Origin of the sequence: Mesorhizobium sp. M7A.F.Ca.MR.245.00.0.0, assembly GCF_003997415.1 — a bacterium.
In the GTDB taxonomy this organism is placed as follows: Bacteria; Pseudomonadota; Alphaproteobacteria; order Rhizobiales; family Rhizobiaceae; genus Mesorhizobium.
Genome location: NZ_RZTE01000007.1, coordinates 23,553 through 41,472, shown reverse-complemented (window position 1 = coordinate 41,472; position 17,920 = coordinate 23,553). Strand labels below are relative to the sequence as shown.

Here is a 17,920-nt window from a genome sequence, read left to right as displayed (position 1 = left end):
ATCACTCGTCCTCGAGCGGAATGCGGGCCGCTTCGTCGGCCAGCCTTCGGCTGCCGGGGCGTAGGGCAAAGGCGATGCACCCCACGAAGAACAGCGCCATCGCAACCAGGCCCCAGCTGTCGGCAAACGCCCGCATCAAATTGTAGGTCATCAGCGTTCTCCTCAGCGGTAGCCGGCGGCTTCGTCGTAATTTTTGAAGTCGACCAGTGTGCCAAGCATCTGCAGGTAGGCGAGCAGGGCATCCATTTCGGTGACCTGTTGCGGGTTGCCGTCGAAGTCGCCGATCTTGGCTTTTGGGTAACGCGCCTCAAGGCCTGATGTGTCGGCATTGGGATCGGCCTGCGCCGCCAGATCCGCATTGGCGTGGACGATCATGTCATCGGTGTAAGGGACGGCTACAAGCCTGTTGGCGACCAGATGCGTTGAGAAATCCTTCACGTCGATCGGCGTGTCTTTCAGGAACCCATAGCTCGGCATGATCGATTCCGGCACCACCGAGCGCGGGTCGGTAAGATGCGCGACATGCCATGCATTCGAGTAGCGGTCGCCAACTCTGGCGAGATCCGGCCCGGTGCGCTTCGATCCCCACTGGAAGGGGTGATCGTACATGGACTCGGCAGCTAGGCTGTAGTGGCCATAGCGCTCAACTTCGTCGCGGAACGGCCTGATCATCTGGCTATGACAGAGGTAGCAGCCCTCGCGCATATAGATGTTGCGCCCGACAAGTTCGAGCGGCGAATAGGGGCGCATGCCTTCCACCTTCTCGATCGTATTGTCGAGATAGAAGAGAGGCGCGATCTCGACGATGCCGCCGACCGTCACCACGAGCAGCGAGCCAACGAGAAGAAGCGTGGCGTTCTTCTCGATGATTGCGTGTTTGTCCATCAAGCCCATTACCTGGCTCCTGATCGCGCAGGTCGGATGGCGACGGGGCTCGGCATCGGCTCCTCCTCGCGCTGGTGGCCGAGGATGGTCCTGGTGATGTTCCAGGCCATGATCAGCGCGCCGGAGAGGTACATGGCCCCACCGATGGCGCGCATGACATAGTAGGGGTGCATGGCGGCGACGGTCTCGGCGAAGGAGTAGACCAGGAAGCCCTGCTCGTCGTATTCGCGCCACATCAGGCCCTGCATGACGCCGGATACCCACATCACCGCGGCGTAGACAACGATACCAAGTGTCGCCAGCCAGAAATGCCAGGTGACCAGCCGCAACGAGTAGAGCCGTTGCCGGTTCCAGAGCTTCGGCACCATGTAGTAGATTGCGCCGAACGAGATCATGCCAACCCAGCCGAGCGCGCCCGAATGGACGTGGCCGATGGTCCAGTCGGTATAATGCGACAGCGAATTGACCGCCCGGATCGCCATGATGGGGCCTTCGAAGGTCGACATGCCATAGAAGGCGACGGCCATCACCATCATGCGTATGATCGGATCGGTGCGCAGCTTGTCCCAGGCGCCGGAGAGCGTCATCAGGCCGTTGATCATGCCGCCCCAGGACGGCATCCACAGCATGATCGAGAACACCATGCCGAGCGTCTGCGCCCAATCGGGCAAGGCGGTGTAGTGCAGGTGATGCGGCCCGGCCCAGATGTAGAGAAAGATGATCGCCCAGAAATGGACGATCGACAGCCGGTACGAATAGACTGGCCGGTTCGCCTGCTTGGGCACGAAATAATACATCATGCCGAGGAAGCCGGCGGTGAGAAAGAAGCCGACCGCGTTGTGGCCGTACCACCATTGCGTCAAGGCGTCCTGGACCCCTGAAAAGGCGGAGTAGCTCTTGGAGCCCAGGAACGAGACTGGTATGGACAGGTTGTTGACCACATGCAGCATCGCGATGGTGACGATGAACGACAGGTAGAACCAGTTGGCCACGTAGATATGCGGTTCCTTGCGCTTCAGGATCGTGCCAAGGAACAGAATGAGGTAGGCGACCCAGACGATGGTCAGCCAGACATCCACATACCATTCGGGTTCGGCGTACTCGCGGCCCTCGGTGATGCCGAGCAGGTAGCCGGTCGCGGCCATGACGATGAACAGCTGGTAGCCCCAGAAGACGAACCAGGCCAGATCACGGCCGAAGAGGCGGGCGCGGCAGGTGCGCTGCACGACATACAGAGACGTGCAAAGCAGCGCGTTGCCGCCGAAGGCGAAGACGACACCGGATGTGTGCAACGGCCGCAAACGACCGAAATTGAACCAGGGCTGGATGTTGAGATCGGGGTAGGCGAGCTGCAGCGCGATCACCACGCCGACCAGCATGCCGACGACACCCCAGAACACGGTGGCGATCGCGCCGTAGCGGATCGGACCATCCATGTAAGCGGATGGGTCAATCGGAGCTGCTGGCTTGAACTCCGTGTTGCGCAACAGGATCGCAGTGAAACCAGCCACTGCGAAGAACAACACCCACATGTGTCGGCGGAAAGGTTCATCCACGCCGAAGCCGGCGGCCACCAGGGCCGCAAAAGCGAACACGCTTAGAAGGACGATCTCTGTGCCGAATTTCATTGCAGATCCCGATCTCGAATCTGGTGGATGCCAAATCCGCAGCGCACTAATCGCGCAGCCGCCGCCCCCTCGCCCTGATCTATGTCAGGCCGCAAGATTTTGTGTCGGCGGCGCAATCAGCAGGTGGCGAATGAACGAGGAACGCAGCGCGGGCTCACCCCCCTCATGGAAGGCGTTCCCTGGGTTGGGCGGGCGCAGACGCGATCGCTGAGGCGAAAGCTGAGGCCCTGCGCGCGTTGGATGCTATTGCCGATGCCCTGCCAAACGTTGTTCGGATCCCATTGGAAACGAACGCGATCGTTCCGCCGAGCCGTGGCAGATTAAGGACCATGCTTCGCCGGTATGTGCCGAAACACACCTGGCGATTGGTCACGTTCCTATCAAAGCCCGAAAGCTGTTTGTCTCGACCGTGACGCCGCTTCGTCGAAGGCGCGGCAACATCGCATTAAAAGGCAAACACGGCCCGCCCCGGAGTCATGCGACATGGCCTCGCCGCTTAGGGCCGCTCGCGTCCGCCGCCACAGCGCTTCTCCAGACGGCTTATGCTGTCCACCGTCACATGGCGTGCGTTCTCAATCCGAATCACCCCGTCAGCCCGCAATCGCGTCAGTTGGCGGCTCACGGTCTCGTTGGTGATTCCAAGGAAATCAGACATTTCGACACGCGTCAGCGGCAGATCGAAGGACGCCGACCCGGAAGCCGCATCGAGACTGGAATCGATATTCCGGGCCATCATGAGGAGAAAAGTCGCCACCTTTTCCGGAGCTGTCTTGCGCCCCAGCGTCACCATCCACTCGCGCGCCTCATCGAGTTCATTCAGCGTCTGTTTGAGCAGGCGATGCTCGAATTCCCGTGACGCCTTCATCATCCGTTCGACGGCCGCTCGCGGAAACGAACACAGCGTGACTGCTGTTGCCGCTTCCGCATTGATCGAGCTTTCCACCTTGAAAGGACGTCCCAGAAAATCCGGTGCAAACTGGAGACCGACGATCTGCTGGCGCCCATCCGACAGGCTCTTTGATAGCTTTACAACGCCTGAAAGCACGTTGGAGTAGCTGTCGACGTTCTGTGCCTCGCCGGTCAACTCCATTCCTGACTCGATCCGGCGACGCGAGCAAGTCTTGGCGAGCCCAACCAAATTGTCTGGATCGAGCGCACCGCAGACACCGCGACGCCGTGCCTCGCAAGGGAAGCAAAGAACAGGAATGCCGGAACTATGAATGTCTTGCCGAAAGGTCATGCGTTCGCCTTACCCGATCCTAACTGCCGGCAGGATACCCATCCAGGGTAGAGAAATCCTGCGGCGGTTTGTCCATGAGCGCGGCTGATCGAGATCAGGGTCTGCTTCAGCGATGCGTGCAGTGTTCCGGCGGGCAACACGGTGAACGCGAGATGCAATCGGAAATAGCTGTCAAACTCAGCGAGAACGTCCCACGCTACACCAGCTATCCGACGGCGCCGCATTTCCATTCGGGGATCGATGCTGCCATTTACCGTGGCTGGTTGGAGACGCTGGAAAGCGGCGACGAAATCTCGCTGTACCTGCACATTCCTTACTGCGACAAGCTCTGCTGGTTCTGCGCCTGCCACACCAAGCAGACGCACCAATATGAGCCGGTGGCCGCTTATCTGCGCTCGCTGAATGCCGAAATCGTCACGATTGCCGGTCTGCTGAGCGGCAAGGCACATGTCCGTGCAATCCACTTCGGTGGCGGTTCGCCAACTATTCTGAGGCCCGATGATATGGTTGCTCTTGGAGCGGCCTTGCGGGACAGCTTCGACTTTCTCCCGGATGCTACGGTCAGCATCGAAATCGAAACCAACGACATGGACAAGGCGCGCCTTGATGCACTTGCTCAAATCGGCGTAACCCGGGCGAGCCTCGGCGTGCAGGATTTCGATCCGCAAGTGCAAAAAGCAATTAATCGTGAGCAGAGTTTTTTGCAGACCAAGGCAGTCGTCGACGGGGTTCGTTCGCGGGGCGTCGAATCGGTCAATCTGGACCTGCTCTACGGGCTCCCGAATCAGACACGCGAGACGATCTGTTCCACGGTGGCGCAGGCACTGACCTTGGAGCCAGACCGGATGGCCCTGTTCGGCTACGCACATGTGCCCTGGTTCAAGAAGCATCAGACGATGATCGACGAGGCATGGCTGCCGAGTCCCACTGAGCGTTTCGCCCAATCTCAACTCGCGGCGCGGGCAATTGTCGCCAAGGGATATGAGGCAATAGGACTCGATCATTTCGCGAAGCCCGACGATGCGCTGGCCATAGCGGCCCGCGCAGGAGTTTTGCATCGCAATTTTCAGGGCTACACTGAGGATCGCTGCCCGACACTGATCGGACTTGGCCCTTCGTCCATCGGTCGTTTTCGCCAAGGCTACGTGCAAAACATGGCTTCGACTGCCGGGTACGGGCGCATGGTTGCGGATGGCGGGTTGGCTGCCGTCCGCGGCGTTGCCCTTTCCGACGACGATCGCGTCCGTGGCTGGATCATCGAGCGGCTGATGTGTGATTTTGCCTTCTCGGCAGTCGATCTGGTGGAGCGGTTCGGCAAAGCCGGCGAGCAGCTCCTTCATCGCTCGAGGTCCATCGCACTCCACGATCCTGCCCGAGCGCTTGAATTCGATGGTGACAGTTTCCTCGTACGGACTGAAAGTCGCCCCTTCATTCGAACCATCGCGGCCAAGTTCGATACATATTTCAAAGGGGGAACGGCGAGGCACTCGGTGGCGGTCTGAGCAAAGCACAGTGCGCTCGCCGTTTGGTCGATCGGCGAACCAGCTGCGTTCGTTTTGACCGCTCATAGGCGACTACCGCATCAAATCGAAAATGCAAACTTAGGCTGTTGCGCGGTATCTCCTTCCACATCCTCTCTTGCGCATACCTACATTCCAAGGGGTTTGATCCTATGCTTCGCGAGGAGCAGGTAGGTCGCGACAGCTAGGCAATGTTCCAGCTGCCCTAGCGGAGGAGTCACGATTTTCCGGCAAGCTCCGTCGGCAGACGTTCTTTTCTGGCCCTGGCAAAGGCTCGGTCGCCTTCCAGAAACGCCGCCAGCATGAAAGGGATGAGTTCTGCCACGGTTTCAGACTGACCATAGGTCTGACGGTAAAGTGCAGCATACTCCTTGAGTGTTTGGCTCAGCTCCGCGCTGACGGTAATGGTGATCTTCGAAGCTGTTCGGTCCGGAAGTTTTCCAAGTTTCAGGTCAGCCATGATAACTCCTGCTCAACTGGCGTATGGCCGCAGCACGATGTCCTTGTGCACGATGACGCGCAGTGGCCAACCTGGGCGGACGACGATGGTGGGCTGGATATTGAGGTTTTTTTCGGTGATGCGCTGGCCGGCTCGACTGGCGTTCTGCTGGGCTGATTCCCGGATCGCCTTGACCAGATCGCTCTCGTTTTCGCCGAGGCTGAATTCTGTGCCGACACCGAGCAATGTGGCAAGCGCCACTCCCTTGATCATCTGCCAAGTGTGGAAATCGACTTTGTCTTCCAGCCCTGCGTAGCCGGCGGTGTCGCTCGCGGGCAGATTGTCGATTTCGGCCGACGAGCCGTCGGGCAGCAGAATGCGCTGCCAGACCAGCAGCGCTCGCTTTTGCCCGAACGCGACGACGCTGTCGTAGACGCCGATAAGACGTGAGCCCTGCGGAATCAGCAATATGTTGCCCGTGACCGTGTCGTGCACATTTTCGGTGACTTGCGCGACGACAAGGCCCGGCAAATCGGAATTGATGCCGGTGATCAGGCTGGCGGCAATCACGCTGCCAGCCATCAGTTGATATGGCGAGATCGGCGTCTGAAGCGCATGCGGATTGTAGATCCCGCCAGTGCTCCGCTGGCTGAGAAAATCAAGCTTTCGCTGCTGATTGTTCTGGTCGCCTTCCGCCGCCGCCACCGAGGCTGACGCGCGTCCTGCTTCGGATTGGGGAAGCGCCTCAAATGGATGCTGAGCAGTTTGCACGCTCTCTCCGACATCTGTCTGTTGAGCTCGATTTTCGACGCGGAAAAGCACCCGCGATTCACGCGCTTCGATCGCCTGCTGCGCTAGACGCTGCTCCTCGGCCGAGATGTCTTGGCCCGGCACGATGCCGAGCTGGCGCTGCCGCTCGAGGATGGGGCGGCCGAGGTCGCCCGGCAAAGGTAGCCCAAGGACGGGAGGCTTTGGCTTCATGCCGGAATAGTCATGGGGAAGCGTATCGAGTCCCTCGGCGGTTGGTTTGCGCTCAGTGTTGTAGAGATCTTCCGCCTGATCCCTGATGCGAAGGGCCGGCCCCTGGAGGGCGATCATGGTAACGCCGAAGACAGCGCCGGATCCGAGCGCTGCGATAGCGATGATCACACCGCGCCTGAACCGCACCACGCGGCGGGGAGAGGCCCGAAGCTGCAGTTCCTCGGGATCCAGTTTCGGCGGGATGCCAGAGCGGGAATTTTCGATCATGAGCCCTCACCTCGCCGGCTGCCGCGAAAGAGCGAGATCCGCCGTTGCGGTTGCCTGCCGTCAATCCTGCTGATGCGGATCACCTGCTGCCGCTTGGTGCCGAGGCGAAGTTCGGCCGCGGCGAAGAGCCGATCGACGATGTAATAGTTGCCGCGCACGCGATAGTTGACGAGCTCGCTGCTCCCATCTGCGCCGACGATGAAGAGTGGTGGCGCCTCGCCCTGATCTATGCGACGAGGGAACTCAATATAGACCTTGCTGCCGTCGTCGAAGGCTCGCGTCGGTCTCCAGGGCGGTGTGTCGCCACTGATTGAGTAGCGAAAGCGAAGGTTTTCGAGCGCGATGTTCGACGCGACCGGTGTAACTGCCTCGGCTTGAGCATTGCGCTGGCGAAGCGCGATGATCTGGTCTTGGCTGTAGGTCCAGGAGATTGCCGCCATTGCGGTCTTCTCGGTGCTTTGAAGCTGCAAATGATAGGTCCGCCGGTCCGTCGTAATGACGACATTGGTGGCAAGACCCGGCGCGAAGGGTTTTACCAGAACATGGGTGCGCTGATTGTCACCGGTGCCGCTTGCGGTATCGCCAATGACCCAGCGCACGGTGTCGCCAGCCGACACGGCGGTTAGTTTCTCGCCCGGCTGCAGAGCGATGTCGGTCACGCGCTCCGGCGCGGCATAGAGTTGATAAAGCGCGCCATCGGTGAAGGGGTAGACTTGCACTGCATTAACATACCCGTACTTGGTGGGTTGCTGGGTCGCGGCTTTGTTGGCATCAGCGACGCGTTCTTCAGGAGGGCGCTTGTCCTCGGCCTTGCCGGGCTCGGGCTGCATTTGGCCAGGCAGCGGCAGTGGTTTTGGCACCTCGACAATTCTAATCGGCCTCTCCGGCGCTTTTTCGATCGCGGCCGGTTTGAAGTCGGCAGCGTCATAGGAAATCTCAGGCGGCGGCACCTTCTTCGATGCACAAGCGGAAACGACCGCTGCCGACACCGATAGGATCAGCACGGCACGAATCGGTGACATTTTACCTTTCATTGGTGGACTCCGTCGGAGAAAGGGGGGCTGGGACGGCGCTGTCGAGCTCGCGTGACCAGTCAATGGCATTGATGAAGACGCCGAGCGGATTCTTGCGCAGCTGATCCGTATTGCTTGGCGAGCGGATCACGATCGTGAGGATCGCAGTCCAGCGCATCGTGCTGGCAAGGCTTCCGCGCTCAAACACCTGCTCGGTCCATTTGACCTGGAATGAACTTTCGGAGGCTCTGACCACGCTGGTGACCTGTACCGAAACACTGCGCGTTCCGATCTGACCGAAGGGGTCGTTCGCCTTGGCGTATTCGTTGAGGAAGAGCGCTGCGCGATCGCTAGCAAAGTCGTACGCTGCCAACCAGTTCTGCCGAACCAAAACCGGATCGGTGGAAACGGAACGGACATTCTGGATGAAGCGGCCGAGATGCCAGGCGATCTGAGCATCCGAGGGCTCATAATTCCGGACCGCCGGCGCGACGGCGCGCGTCTCGCCGAAGCCATCGACCTCGACGACATAAGGCACGACACGGCTTTGCATCGACTGCCATACGAGTCCGCCGGAAAGCCCGGTCGCCAAGGCCAGGCAGCCAAGGGCCATGATCCGCCAGTTCCTGGCCTGCAGTCGAGATGAGCCGATGCGCTCGTCCCACAGTTGGGCGGCTTTTTGATACGGCGTGACCGGTTCGGGTGTTTTGCCGTAACGGTGCACGGGTCGCTTGAAGAGCATCTAGTCATCCTTGTCGTTGAGAGAGGGGTTGGCGCTGCCTCCCGGCCGGTCTCCGTCTCGGACAGCTTGCATGGCAGCGTGGCGATTTGCCCGGGCGGTCTGTTCAGAACGTAGGCGCCTTGCCCACGTCGGCGCCGAAACAGTGGCCGAACCGGCAGAGCGTTCGGTCATTGACGCTGTCGGCGCGCCGCCGGTCGCGGTCCACGCGGCATCGCGCCCGGCATCGGCGTTGCGCCCAACACTTGCAGTGGCGGATCGCGCTATGCGTATAGCGGCGCCGCCAGCTGCACTGGTTACACCATGCATTCCAGCAGCCACACCGGAGAGGCCAGCGTCGGGCGAGGTTGCGCGCCCGATCTGCCATGACGTGGAAGCAGCCGATCCCATTGTTGTGCCGGCTCGGATGGCGGCGAGACCGCCGCTGGTTGCCATACGCGCGCCAGCAAATGCTGTGCCTCCAGCAACGAGTGATACACCCGCTGCCGCCGCGGTCGTGCCGAGGGCGGCGCCCGCCCCAAGCTGCGGTGCGCCTGAGACGAGACCCGACGCGATCCCCGGCCCAAAAATGCCAAGGCCAAGCAGTGCCAGTGCGCCCAGTACCTGGGACATGGCACCGGCAAGATCCGGCTCCTTGCCTTGCAATGCGGAAGCGAACTCCCCGAAGAGCGTGGAGCCGATACCGACAATGACGGCGAGCACCATCACCTTGATGCCTGACGAGATAACATGGCCGAGCACGCGTTCGGCCAGGAACGCTGAACGGTTCCAAAGTGCGAATGGAACCAAAACAAAACCTGCCAGCGTGGCGAGCTTGAACTCTAGGATGGTGATGAAAAGCTGGATGGAAAGGATGAAGAAGGCGATGATAACCAGGAACCAGGCCATCAGCAGCACGAAGATGGTCAGTGCGTTGCCGAAGATTTCCGGGAAGCCCAGGAGCTGACTGGCTTGGTCAAGCATTGGCCAAGCACCTTCGAAACCGGTCGCGGCAATGCGGCCCGGGCGCAAGAGATTGTCTGCCGACAGATTGCCGGCCGACGCCTTAATCCCGAGACCGGCAAAAGAACGATAAACGATATCGGCGAGGTTCTTGAAATTGTTCAGAATGAAGGCGAAGACGCCAACATAGAGCACCTTGCGGACAAGCCGGCCGAGAACGCTGGTTTCGTCGCCGAGCGCCCACGCCAGGCCGGCAAGTGTGATGTCAATGCCGATCAGAATGGTAGTGAGGAAGGCGAGGTCGCCCGATAGCAGACCGAACCCGCTGTCGATGTAGCGGATGAAGGTCTCCATGAAGCGATCGATGACGCCAAGGTCGTTCATGCCGCTGCCTTTCTCGTCGTGATGAACTCGTGATTAATTGCCGGGATAAGCCGAGCCGGTACCCAAGAACCGCTTCGTCATCTCGCGGGCGGCTTCGTCTGACTGGGCCTTGCGGGCGGCATCCTCGGCCTCAGCTCGAAACTGCGTTGCGAGCAGCGTCTGGATCTGCATCTGCTGTTTTGTCGAAAGCGCCATCAGCTGGTTGGTGGCCTGGCTTGCCTGAAGCGCACCGGCCGCCCCTTGGCTGCGGTTGACGAGATCGGCGAGCAGATCGCCGTCGGCGCGGACGTTCTCGACGATTTGCGACTGGACACCCATGGTCTGGCGGAACGCCTGCATGGCGGTTTGCCAACGCTCCCGCGCAGCACTCGCCACATCGCTGACTTTGATCGTGGCGTCGTAGCTTTCCGGATATTGGCTGCGCCACTGGTCTTGAAGCTTGCCCAGATCAAAGCTGAGGCCACTCGCCTGGTCCATCAAGCCGTCGATGCGATGGAGTGAACCGGTGAGTTGGCCAACGGAAGAGAAATCCAGACGCTGAAGATTGCGCGCCATGTTCTGCAGCATGGTCGCCTGATTCTGCAGCGACTGGATCTGGTTGTTGATCTGCTCCAATGCGCGCGCGGCCGTCAGCACGTTCTGCGCATAATTGGACGGATCGAACACGATAAGGGCGTAGGCGGGCTGCACATAGTCGGCCATAGGCTTGGCGATCAGGGAAACGGTGATCAGGCCGGAGAGAAGGCGTCGCCGCATCATGAGAATTGCTCCTTGTCTGGTTGAGGGAATTGCTTGAGAAGTTCGCCGGCCCAATCGAGGCCGCGCGCGATCAGGAACTGCGAGGCAAAGCTGCCTTGCCCGTCTTCGGACATGATCCTGTCGATCAGAGTCTGCGTGGCCGGATCGGAAGCACCGCAAAGCGCAAGAGCGATGGGGCCAAGCTCGAGCTCGAACAGACGGTTGCCGCGGCGCGATTGCAGATAATACTGACGCTTCGGCGTGGCGCGGGCGATCAATTCGATCTGCCGCTCGCTTAAACCGAAGCGCTCGTAGGCTGTGCGCGCCTGGGGTTCCACGGCACGATCATTGGGAAGGAAAATGCGCTGCGGGCAGCTTTCGATGATTGCCGGCGCTATGCCAGAGCCCGCGATATCAGCCAGCGACTGCGTAGCGAAGACAACCGACACGTTCTTCTTTCGCAGCACCTTCAGCCATTCGCGGATGCGGGCGGCGAACAGCGGATTGTCGAGATAGACCCACGCCTCGTCGAGCATGATCAGCGTGGGCCGTCCGTCGAACCGTTCCTCAAGTCGCTGGAACAGATAGGTAAGCACCGGCAGCAAAGCGCCTTGGCTGTGCATTAACTCCTCGGTCTCGAAACACTGCACATCCGACAAGGCCAGCCCATCATGATCGGCATCGAGCAGGCGGCCGAAGGGACCGTCGAGCGTGTAGGGCATCAATGCGGTCTTCAGCGCATTGGATTGAAGCAGGACCGAAAGACCGGTCAGTGTGCGTTCCTGCGCCGGCGCGGTGGCAAGGCTGGCCAGCGCTGACCAAATAGCCTCCTTCACCTCCGGCGTGACGGTGACGTTCTCGTGGGCAACAAGGCTGGCGATCCATTCGGCCGCCCAGCTTCGGCTAGCCTGGTCGTTGATGCTGCGCAGTGGCTGAAAGGCAAGGGAACCGTCCGCTCCTAGCGCGTGGTGTTCTCCACCCATGGCAAGTGTTGCAGCACGGGCCGAATTGCCTTTGTCGAAGACATAAACCTGGGCGCCGGCATAGCGCCTGAACTGCAGAGCAATCAGAGCAAGCAGAACCGACTTGCCGGCGCCGGTCGGACCAACAACCAGCATGTGGCCGACATCTTCGACGTGGGTGGAAAGCCGAAACGGTGTCGACCCACTGGTCTCGGCAACGAAAAGCGGTGGCGCTTCGGTTTGGGTGACTTTCGCGAGATGCTCGTTTGTCGCAGGACCGGCCCAAACCGACGACAGCGGCATGAGATGGGCAAGGTTCAATGTATGAACGAGCGGTTGGCGAACGTTAGCGTAGACATGGCCAGGCAATGAGCCGAGCCAAGCCTCGACCGCATTGACGCCTTCTCGGATCGTGGTGAAGCCGAGCCCATTGATGATGCGCTCGACCGCGCGAAGCTTCTCTGCAGCGGCTTGGCGATCCTCGCCCCACACGGTCACGGTGGTGGTGAGATAGCCGAAACTCACATGATCACCGCCCAATGCCTGAAGGGCTTCGTCGGCATCGAGCGCCTTGTTGTCGGCATCGTTATCGACAAGCGGGACCGGCTCGTTGGTAATGACCTCGCGTAGGATTGCCACGATCGATTTGCGCTTGGCAAACCACTGCCGGCGCAATCGCGTCAGCGTCTTCGTGGCTTCCGTTTTCTCGAGCGGAATGAAGCGCGTCATCCAGCGATAGGCGAAATCCTGATGATTGAGGGTATCGAGGATTCCGGGCCGGGTGAGGTTCGGAAAGCCGAGGATGGTCAGTGTGCGAAGATGCTGCTCACCCAGCATCGGCTCCAGGCCACCGGTAAGCGGCGCATCGACCAGGATTGCATCCAGATATATCGGCGTTTCCGGGGCCATGATAGGATGGCGACGAGGCGAAATCGTGCCGTGGAGGTAGGTCAACGTCTGAGCATCATCGAGGACGCGTACTTCGGACATGAAACCCGAGAAGAGATCGAGCACGCGGTTGGTCTCGTCACGGAACCTCGCCAGATCCTGGCGCCAGTCTCTTTCTCCTCGGGAATAATGAGAGTCGACGAGCGCGCTTTCTGCGCGCGCCTGGGCGTCCGGCGGTGGCATAAACACCAAGGTCAGATGATAGCGGCTCTCGTAGTGCGCTACCTTCCCCTCGAAAGCAGCGCGGCGTTCTTCGTCGACCAGCCACGACGCGGCGTCAGGAAAATGCGAGTTCGGATAGCCCAGCGCTTCTGTGCGCTCGGCCTCAAAGAACAATGCCCAGCCAGAGCCAAGGCGTCTGAGAGCATTGTTCGCCCGGGCGCAAATGCCGACGAGTTCAGCCTCCGTCGCACTTTCGAGATCCGGGCCGCGGAACCGCAACGTCCGCTGAAAGCTGCCGTCCTTGTTGAGCACGATGCCGGGCGCCACCAAGGCAGCCCAGGGTAGATGGTCGGCAAGCCGGTCGGCTTTGCTTCGATATTCCGAAAGGTTCAGCATGCAAGCCACCCCTTCAGACGTAGGTGGCGCACAAGCACGCTGGCGAAGTCCGGATCGCGTCTTGCGGCAAACACCGCTAACGAGTGGCCTGCGATCCAAAGCACCAGACCAGCAATCCATTGCTGCAAGCCGAAGCCAATGGCCGCGGCCACTGTACCGTTGAGGATCGCCACCGCGCGCGGAGCCCCGCCGAGCAGGATCGGCTCGGTCAGCGCCCGGTGGACCGGTACTGCGAAGCCCTCGATATGCTGCTCCCCGGCGGCCATCAGACGAGCGCCCCACCACCGAAGGAGAAGAAGGAGAGGAAGAAGCTCGATGCCGCGAAGGCGATTGACAGACCGAAGACGATCTGAATCAGGCGCCGAAAACCACCGGCGGTGTCGCCGAAGGCAAGCGTCAGGCCGGTGGTGATAATGATGATCACCGCAACGATCTTGGCGACCGGTCCCTGCACGGACTCCAGGATCTGCTGCAGCGGCTGCTCCCACGGCATGCCGGAGCCGGCGGCATAAACCGGGGCCGTGTTAAGAAACGCGAGCGCTGTGGACGAAAGAAAGCGAAGCTTCTTGCGCATGAGGAAGGCCTTTCAAAGCTGCTGGAGTTGCGAAAGCGTGAGCGGGGCAACGGCGTAATCGCCGCTGCCGTCGAGACCGGTGACCTCGGCGATTGCGTCGATGTGGCGCGACGAGCCGCGTCCCGCTATGAAGACGATCAGATCTATCGCCTCAGCGATGAGCCGGCGGGGAACGGTGACCACCGCTTCCTGGGCGAGTTGCTCAATGCGATAGAGAGCCGAGCGCGCGGAATTGGCGTGTACGGTAGCGATGCCGCCTGGGTGCCCGGTGTTCCATGCCTTCAGCATGTCGAGCGCTTCCGCGCCCCTCACCTCGCCCACGATGATGCGGTCCGGCCTGAGCCTCAGCGTCGAGCGCACGAGATCGGCAAGGGTGACCGAGCCCCGCCTTGTTCTCAGGGCAACGCAGTCCCTGGCCGCGCACTGCAGTTCGCGTGTGTCCTCGATCAGGATCACCCGATCGTCGCATTCGGCGACTTCAGCAAGCAGAGCGTTGGCGAGTGTTGTCTTCCCCGAGGAAGTGCCGCCGGCGATCAGCATGTTGCGCCGCTCGCGGACGGCCTTTTTCAGCGCATCGGCCTGCAGCGGCAGCATGATGCGTTCGGCAACATAGTCGGCCAGGGTGTAGACTTTCGCGGCGGGCTTGCGGATGGCAAAACATGGCGCCAACACCACAGGTGGCAGCAGGCCTTCGAAGCGTTCGCCAGACGGCAATTCGGCACTGACGATCGGGTTGTCGGCGTGCGCCTCGGCGCGCACGTGCGAAGCAACCAGGCGGATGATACGTTCTGCCTCGGACGGGTGCATGTGAACGTCGGTATCGACCCGACCTTCGCCTAACCGGTCGAGTCGCAGCGCGCCGTCGGGATTGACCATCACCTCGATGACGGACGGATCGGCCAGGGCTTCGGTGATTGCCGGACCCATGGCGGTGCGCAGCATGACACGCCGCCGGTGGTCGGCCTCGGGATGAGAGCTCATCCTTCCCCTCCCCCACCATTGTCTTTGCTAAGCGACTTTTTGCCGGAAGCGATCTGGCGGCCGACCTTCTCAACGAATTTCTCGAAACGCTCTTGGGCAATAGCCTGCGTTGCCCGATCCGGGACCGGCGTGTGGGCGTGAAGGGTGATCGAAAAGCGGATGAAGAGCGCCAGGCTCTCCAGGATCACCTCGGAATCGCGCCTGACGTGGGCAAGATCGCGGGAGAGCCGGTCAAGCCTTACGCCGTAGCGCCGATCGAACTCGCTCTCGCCACGCCGCTCGATGAACGCCTCGATCGCCTTCGCCACGATCGCTGATTTGGTCGTTGACGGATCGCGACTGAGGTTGTCCAGTTTCTCGCTGAGCTCCGGCTCAAGCAGAAACTGATGGCGAATGCGGTGCGGCTTCATGCGGCTCGTTCCGACGGCCCGGCGTTGCGCCGGCGACGGGAGAAGCATCGGCCAGACGCTCAAAATTGCTTATGGCCGTTATCTACGCTGAGGTGCGCTCTGCAACTCAGCGGACTTCAGAAGCCGGGAATGACATCGTCGCCCCTGCCCTCGTTGATACCGTAGGCGCGGGCCGCAGTGGAAATCCGATCCATGACACGCTTGTCCGCGAGCGCTTCGCTGTCATCGTCTGCGGGCTTGTACAGATCGGCCTGATCGGGCTCTTGAGAGACAACAACGTCTTCTTCGGGCAGGCTTGGATGGCGTTGCTGCTGAACGCCTCCCTCGTCTTCAACTGGCGCGTCGGCGCTTTCCTCGTCCGCAGCAAGTCGGCTATCGACGCTGCACACTTGTCCAGTCCAGCCGTCCGGGCGTGATGCAGGGCAGTCCGCATAGGGTCCGTCGTGCAGCACCGGCGCAGGCAGCACCCGATCTGTGAAATTCTGATCCTGATAATAGCGCAGCTTCTTGGCGCGGATCGGCGGCAACCCAGAAACCAGGACCAATTCGTCTGACGGCGGCAATTGCATCACCTCGCCTGGCGTCAGGAGCGGGCGCGCGGTTTCCTGGCGGCTCACCATGACATGTGAAAGCCAGGGCGCAAGCCGATGGCCCGCATAGTTGCGCATCGACCTAAGTTCGGTTGCGGTGCCGAGGGCATCCGAGATGCGCTTGGCCGTGCGTTCGTCATTGGAGGAAAAGGCAATTCGCACGTGGCAATTGTCGAGAATAGCATTGTTCTCGCCATAGGCCTTTGAAACCTGGTTCAAAGATTGTGCGATCAGATAGGAGCGAATGCCATAACCTGCCATGAAGGCGAGCGCCGTTTCGAAGAAGTCGAGGCGACCGAGCGCCGGAAACTCGTCCAGCATCATGAGCAGCTGATGCTTACGGCTCTTCTTCGGGTCCCCCTCCAGACGCTCCGTCAACCGCCTGCCGATCTGGTTCAAGATCAGTCGCACCAAAGGCTTGGTGCGCGAGATATCCGAAGGCGGCACGACCAGATAGAGCGACAGCGGTCGCTCTCCATCCACTAGGTCAGCGATGCGCCAGTCGCAGGACGAAGTGGCCGCCGCGACCGTTGGATCACGATAAAGCCCAAGAAAGGACATGGCGGTCGAGAGGACGCCTGAGCGCTCGTTTTCCGACTTGTTCAGGAGTTCGCGAGCCGCCGAGGCCACTACGGGATGGACCTGAGGGTTATGCCCCGTCCCGAGATGGTTTGTCGTCATCATCCGCCGTAGCGTTGCGGCAAACGAGCGTTGCGGGTCCGACAGGAAGGTGGCGACGCGGGCTAGCGTCTTGTCCTCTTCAGCGTAGAGCACGTGCAAAATGGCGCCAACTAGGAGTGAATGGCTGGTCTTCTCCCAGTGGTTCCGTCGCTCCAGCGCGCCCTCGGGATCGACGAGGATGTCGGCGATGTTTTGAACGTCCCGGATCTCATCTGGGCCTTTGCGCACCTCCAGCAGCGGGTTGTAGCGTGCCGATCTCGGGTCGGTCGGATTGAACAGAAGGCAGTACGAGAATTTCGACCGCCAGCCGGAGGTCAACTGCCAATTTTCGCCTTTTATATCATGAATGATGGCAGACCCGGTCCAGGAAAGTAGCGTTGGAACAACCAGCCCCACGCCCTTGCCCGAACGCGTCGGCGCAAATGCCATGACGTGCTCCGGGCCGTCATGGCGCAGATAGCGATCGTTCAGCCTACCGAGGAAAACGCCCGCCGGCCGTAACAACCCTGCCGTCTCGACCTCATGAGTCGTGGCCCACCGTGAAGACCCATAGGTCGTAACCGACCCGCGCTGTCGCGCGCGCAAAAGCGAGCCTGCGATTGCGGCGGCACAGCCCAGGAATCCGCTGGCGCCTGCAAGCGTACCGGCTTTGTCGAAGACCTCCGGCGCATAAGCATCGAAGTGGAACCACCATTCAAACAGCTTCCACGGCTTGTAGATTGGCCAGCCGGCGAAGAGAAACCATGGTGCGCCGAGAGGCGTCTGGTAGGTCAGCATTTGAGCGCACCATTGGGTTGCCGTCCATACGCCGATAATGACAATTGCGCACACAACGGCGATCTGCCCGATCAGTAGCTTCGTAGGTGTCATCGGCTTGGCCCGCTGAACAACGCGACCTAGCATCGCGCGGTGCAGCCGGGACAGGAATGTTCCTCACATACGATTTGGGAGCAATGAACGACTTCCTACTATGCAGGTCGGTCAGCACGCGTGTTGCGCCTTCACGCGACACCATCCTCTCCATTCACCCTGAGGCCCGGCGCCGCCGACAGTTGCGTGACCGCTCCTCCGCAAAGTTATCTTCTGCGTTCAGGGAGCCAGGGCGCCTGGGCTGGCTGATGAACACCGTCCGCTCGCGCATGTGGGGTCGAATTGATTTGTGCCCAAGTGGAGGCAGGCTCATCATTCAACAGTTGCCGCAGTTCCCCTGGCTCGAACGCCATCATTGGTGGGGAGGCAGGCTCGTCTTCCAACAGTTGCCGCAGTTCCCCTGGCTCGAACGCCATCATCGGTGGGGAAGCGGGTTCATCCTCCAACAGTTGCCGCAGTTCCCCTGGCTCGAACGCCATCATCGATGGGGAAGCGGGTTCATCCTCCAACAGCTGCCGCAGTTCCCCTGGCTCGAACGCCATCATTGGTGGGGAGGCAGGCTCGTCTTCC

The 17,920-nt window shown here is 60.8% G+C and carries 17 protein-coding genes and 1 pseudogene (1 of these 18 running past the window's edge); 1 reads left to right on the top strand and 17 read right to left on the bottom strand.

Annotated elements, in window-relative coordinates:
• Position 1: 1 nt before the first annotated feature.
• The 4 genes from EOB80_RS10590 to EOB80_RS10575 all read right to left on the bottom strand — a co-directional run bounded on the left by EOB80_RS10590 (position 2) and on the right by EOB80_RS10575 (position 3,753).
• Complete coding sequence (locus tag EOB80_RS10590) at positions 2-151, bottom strand: cbb3-type cytochrome c oxidase subunit 3 (protein WP_024502864.1); 150 nt, start codon at positions 149-151, stop codon at positions 2-4.
• 11 nt (positions 152-162) lie between these two features.
• The gene (gene ccoO / locus EOB80_RS10585) at positions 163-894 is read right to left on the bottom strand and encodes a cytochrome-c oxidase, cbb3-type subunit II (RefSeq protein WP_126057789.1); all 732 of its coding nucleotides are present in this window, start codon (positions 892-894) and stop codon (positions 163-165) included.
• Entirely contained in the window at positions 894-2,513 is a 1,620-nt protein-coding gene (ccoN, locus tag EOB80_RS10580) for a cytochrome-c oxidase, cbb3-type subunit I (protein WP_126057788.1), read from the bottom strand. The genes ccoO and ccoN overlap by 1 nt, the downstream gene beginning before the upstream one ends.
• Positions 2,514-3,009: 496 nt before the next feature.
• On the bottom strand, positions 3,010-3,753 hold the full coding sequence (locus EOB80_RS10575; RefSeq protein WP_126057787.1) for a Crp/Fnr family transcriptional regulator: 744 nt from the start codon (positions 3,751-3,753) through the stop codon (positions 3,010-3,012).
• Positions 3,754-3,905: 152 nt separating this feature from the next.
• Between EOB80_RS10575 and hemN the strand changes: the two genes are divergently transcribed.
• Positions 3,906-5,255 (top strand): oxygen-independent coproporphyrinogen III oxidase, encoded by a 1,350-nt coding sequence (gene hemN / locus EOB80_RS10570; RefSeq protein ID WP_126059321.1) that lies wholly within the window; start codon positions 3,906-3,908, stop codon positions 5,253-5,255.
• Between the two features lie 235 nt (positions 5,256-5,490).
• Here the strand turns inward: hemN and EOB80_RS10565 are convergent, their stop codons facing one another.
• The 13 genes and pseudogenes from EOB80_RS10565 to EOB80_RS10505 form a co-directional block, all read right to left on the bottom strand.
• Positions 5,491-5,733, bottom strand: coding sequence for a DUF2274 domain-containing protein (locus tag EOB80_RS10565; protein WP_126057786.1), 243 nt, complete (start codon positions 5,731-5,733; stop codon positions 5,491-5,493).
• A 12-nt stretch (positions 5,734-5,745) separates the two neighbouring features.
• Positions 5,746-6,960, bottom strand: a complete 1,215-nt coding sequence (locus EOB80_RS10560; RefSeq protein ID WP_126057785.1) for a TrbI/VirB10 family protein — start codon at positions 6,958-6,960, stop codon at positions 5,746-5,748.
• Positions 6,957-7,982 carry a P-type conjugative transfer protein TrbG gene (gene trbG / locus EOB80_RS10555; protein WP_127232321.1) on the bottom strand — a complete coding sequence of 342 codons (1,026 nt, stop codon included), beginning with the start codon at positions 7,980-7,982 and terminating at the stop codon, positions 6,957-6,959. Before trbG ends, EOB80_RS10560 begins: the two co-directional genes overlap by 4 nt.
• Before the next feature lies 1 nt (position 7,983).
• On the bottom strand, positions 7,984-8,715 hold the full coding sequence (trbF, locus tag EOB80_RS10550; protein WP_126063930.1) for a conjugal transfer protein TrbF: 732 nt from the start codon (positions 8,713-8,715) through the stop codon (positions 7,984-7,986).
• The gene (gene trbL, locus EOB80_RS10545; RefSeq protein ID WP_127317705.1) at positions 8,716-10,038 is read right to left on the bottom strand and encodes a P-type conjugative transfer protein TrbL; all 1,323 of its coding nucleotides are present in this window, start codon (positions 10,036-10,038) and stop codon (positions 8,716-8,718) included. It abuts the gene before it with no gap.
• 33 nt (positions 10,039-10,071) lie between these two features.
• A complete protein-coding gene (gene trbJ, locus EOB80_RS10540; RefSeq protein WP_024502854.1) occupies positions 10,072-10,797 on the bottom strand; it encodes a P-type conjugative transfer protein TrbJ in 726 nt (241 codons plus the stop codon).
• Positions 10,794-13,244 carry a conjugal transfer protein TrbE gene (gene trbE, locus EOB80_RS10535; RefSeq protein WP_126057782.1) on the bottom strand — a complete coding sequence of 817 codons (2,451 nt, stop codon included), beginning with the start codon at positions 13,242-13,244 and terminating at the stop codon, positions 10,794-10,796. Before trbE ends, trbJ begins: the two co-directional genes overlap by 4 nt.
• Positions 13,238-13,510 carry a VirB3 family type IV secretion system protein gene (locus EOB80_RS10530; RefSeq protein ID WP_024502852.1) on the bottom strand — a complete coding sequence of 91 codons (273 nt, stop codon included), beginning with the start codon at positions 13,508-13,510 and terminating at the stop codon, positions 13,238-13,240. The genes trbE and EOB80_RS10530 overlap by 7 nt, the downstream gene beginning before the upstream one ends.
• The gene (locus tag EOB80_RS10525; protein WP_126057781.1) at positions 13,510-13,818 is read right to left on the bottom strand and encodes a TrbC/VirB2 family protein; all 309 of its coding nucleotides are present in this window, start codon (positions 13,816-13,818) and stop codon (positions 13,510-13,512) included. Before EOB80_RS10525 ends, EOB80_RS10530 begins: the two co-directional genes overlap by 1 nt.
• A gap of 12 nt (positions 13,819-13,830) precedes the next feature.
• Complete coding sequence (gene trbB, locus EOB80_RS10520) at positions 13,831-14,799, bottom strand: P-type conjugative transfer ATPase TrbB (protein ID WP_024502850.1); 969 nt, start codon at positions 14,797-14,799, stop codon at positions 13,831-13,833.
• Positions 14,796-15,209 (bottom strand): CopG family transcriptional regulator, encoded by a 414-nt coding sequence (locus EOB80_RS10515; RefSeq protein ID WP_095488561.1) that lies wholly within the window; start codon positions 15,207-15,209, stop codon positions 14,796-14,798. Before EOB80_RS10515 ends, trbB begins: the two co-directional genes overlap by 4 nt.
• Before the next feature lie 116 nt (positions 15,210-15,325).
• Positions 15,326-17,350 (bottom strand): conjugal transfer protein TraG, encoded by a 2,025-nt coding sequence (locus tag EOB80_RS10510; protein WP_024502848.1) that lies wholly within the window; start codon positions 17,348-17,350, stop codon positions 15,326-15,328.
• 541 nt (positions 17,351-17,891) lie between these two features.
• Positions 17,892-17,920, bottom strand: a pseudogene (locus EOB80_RS10505) (Ulp1 family isopeptidase); it runs 3,160 nt beyond the window's last position.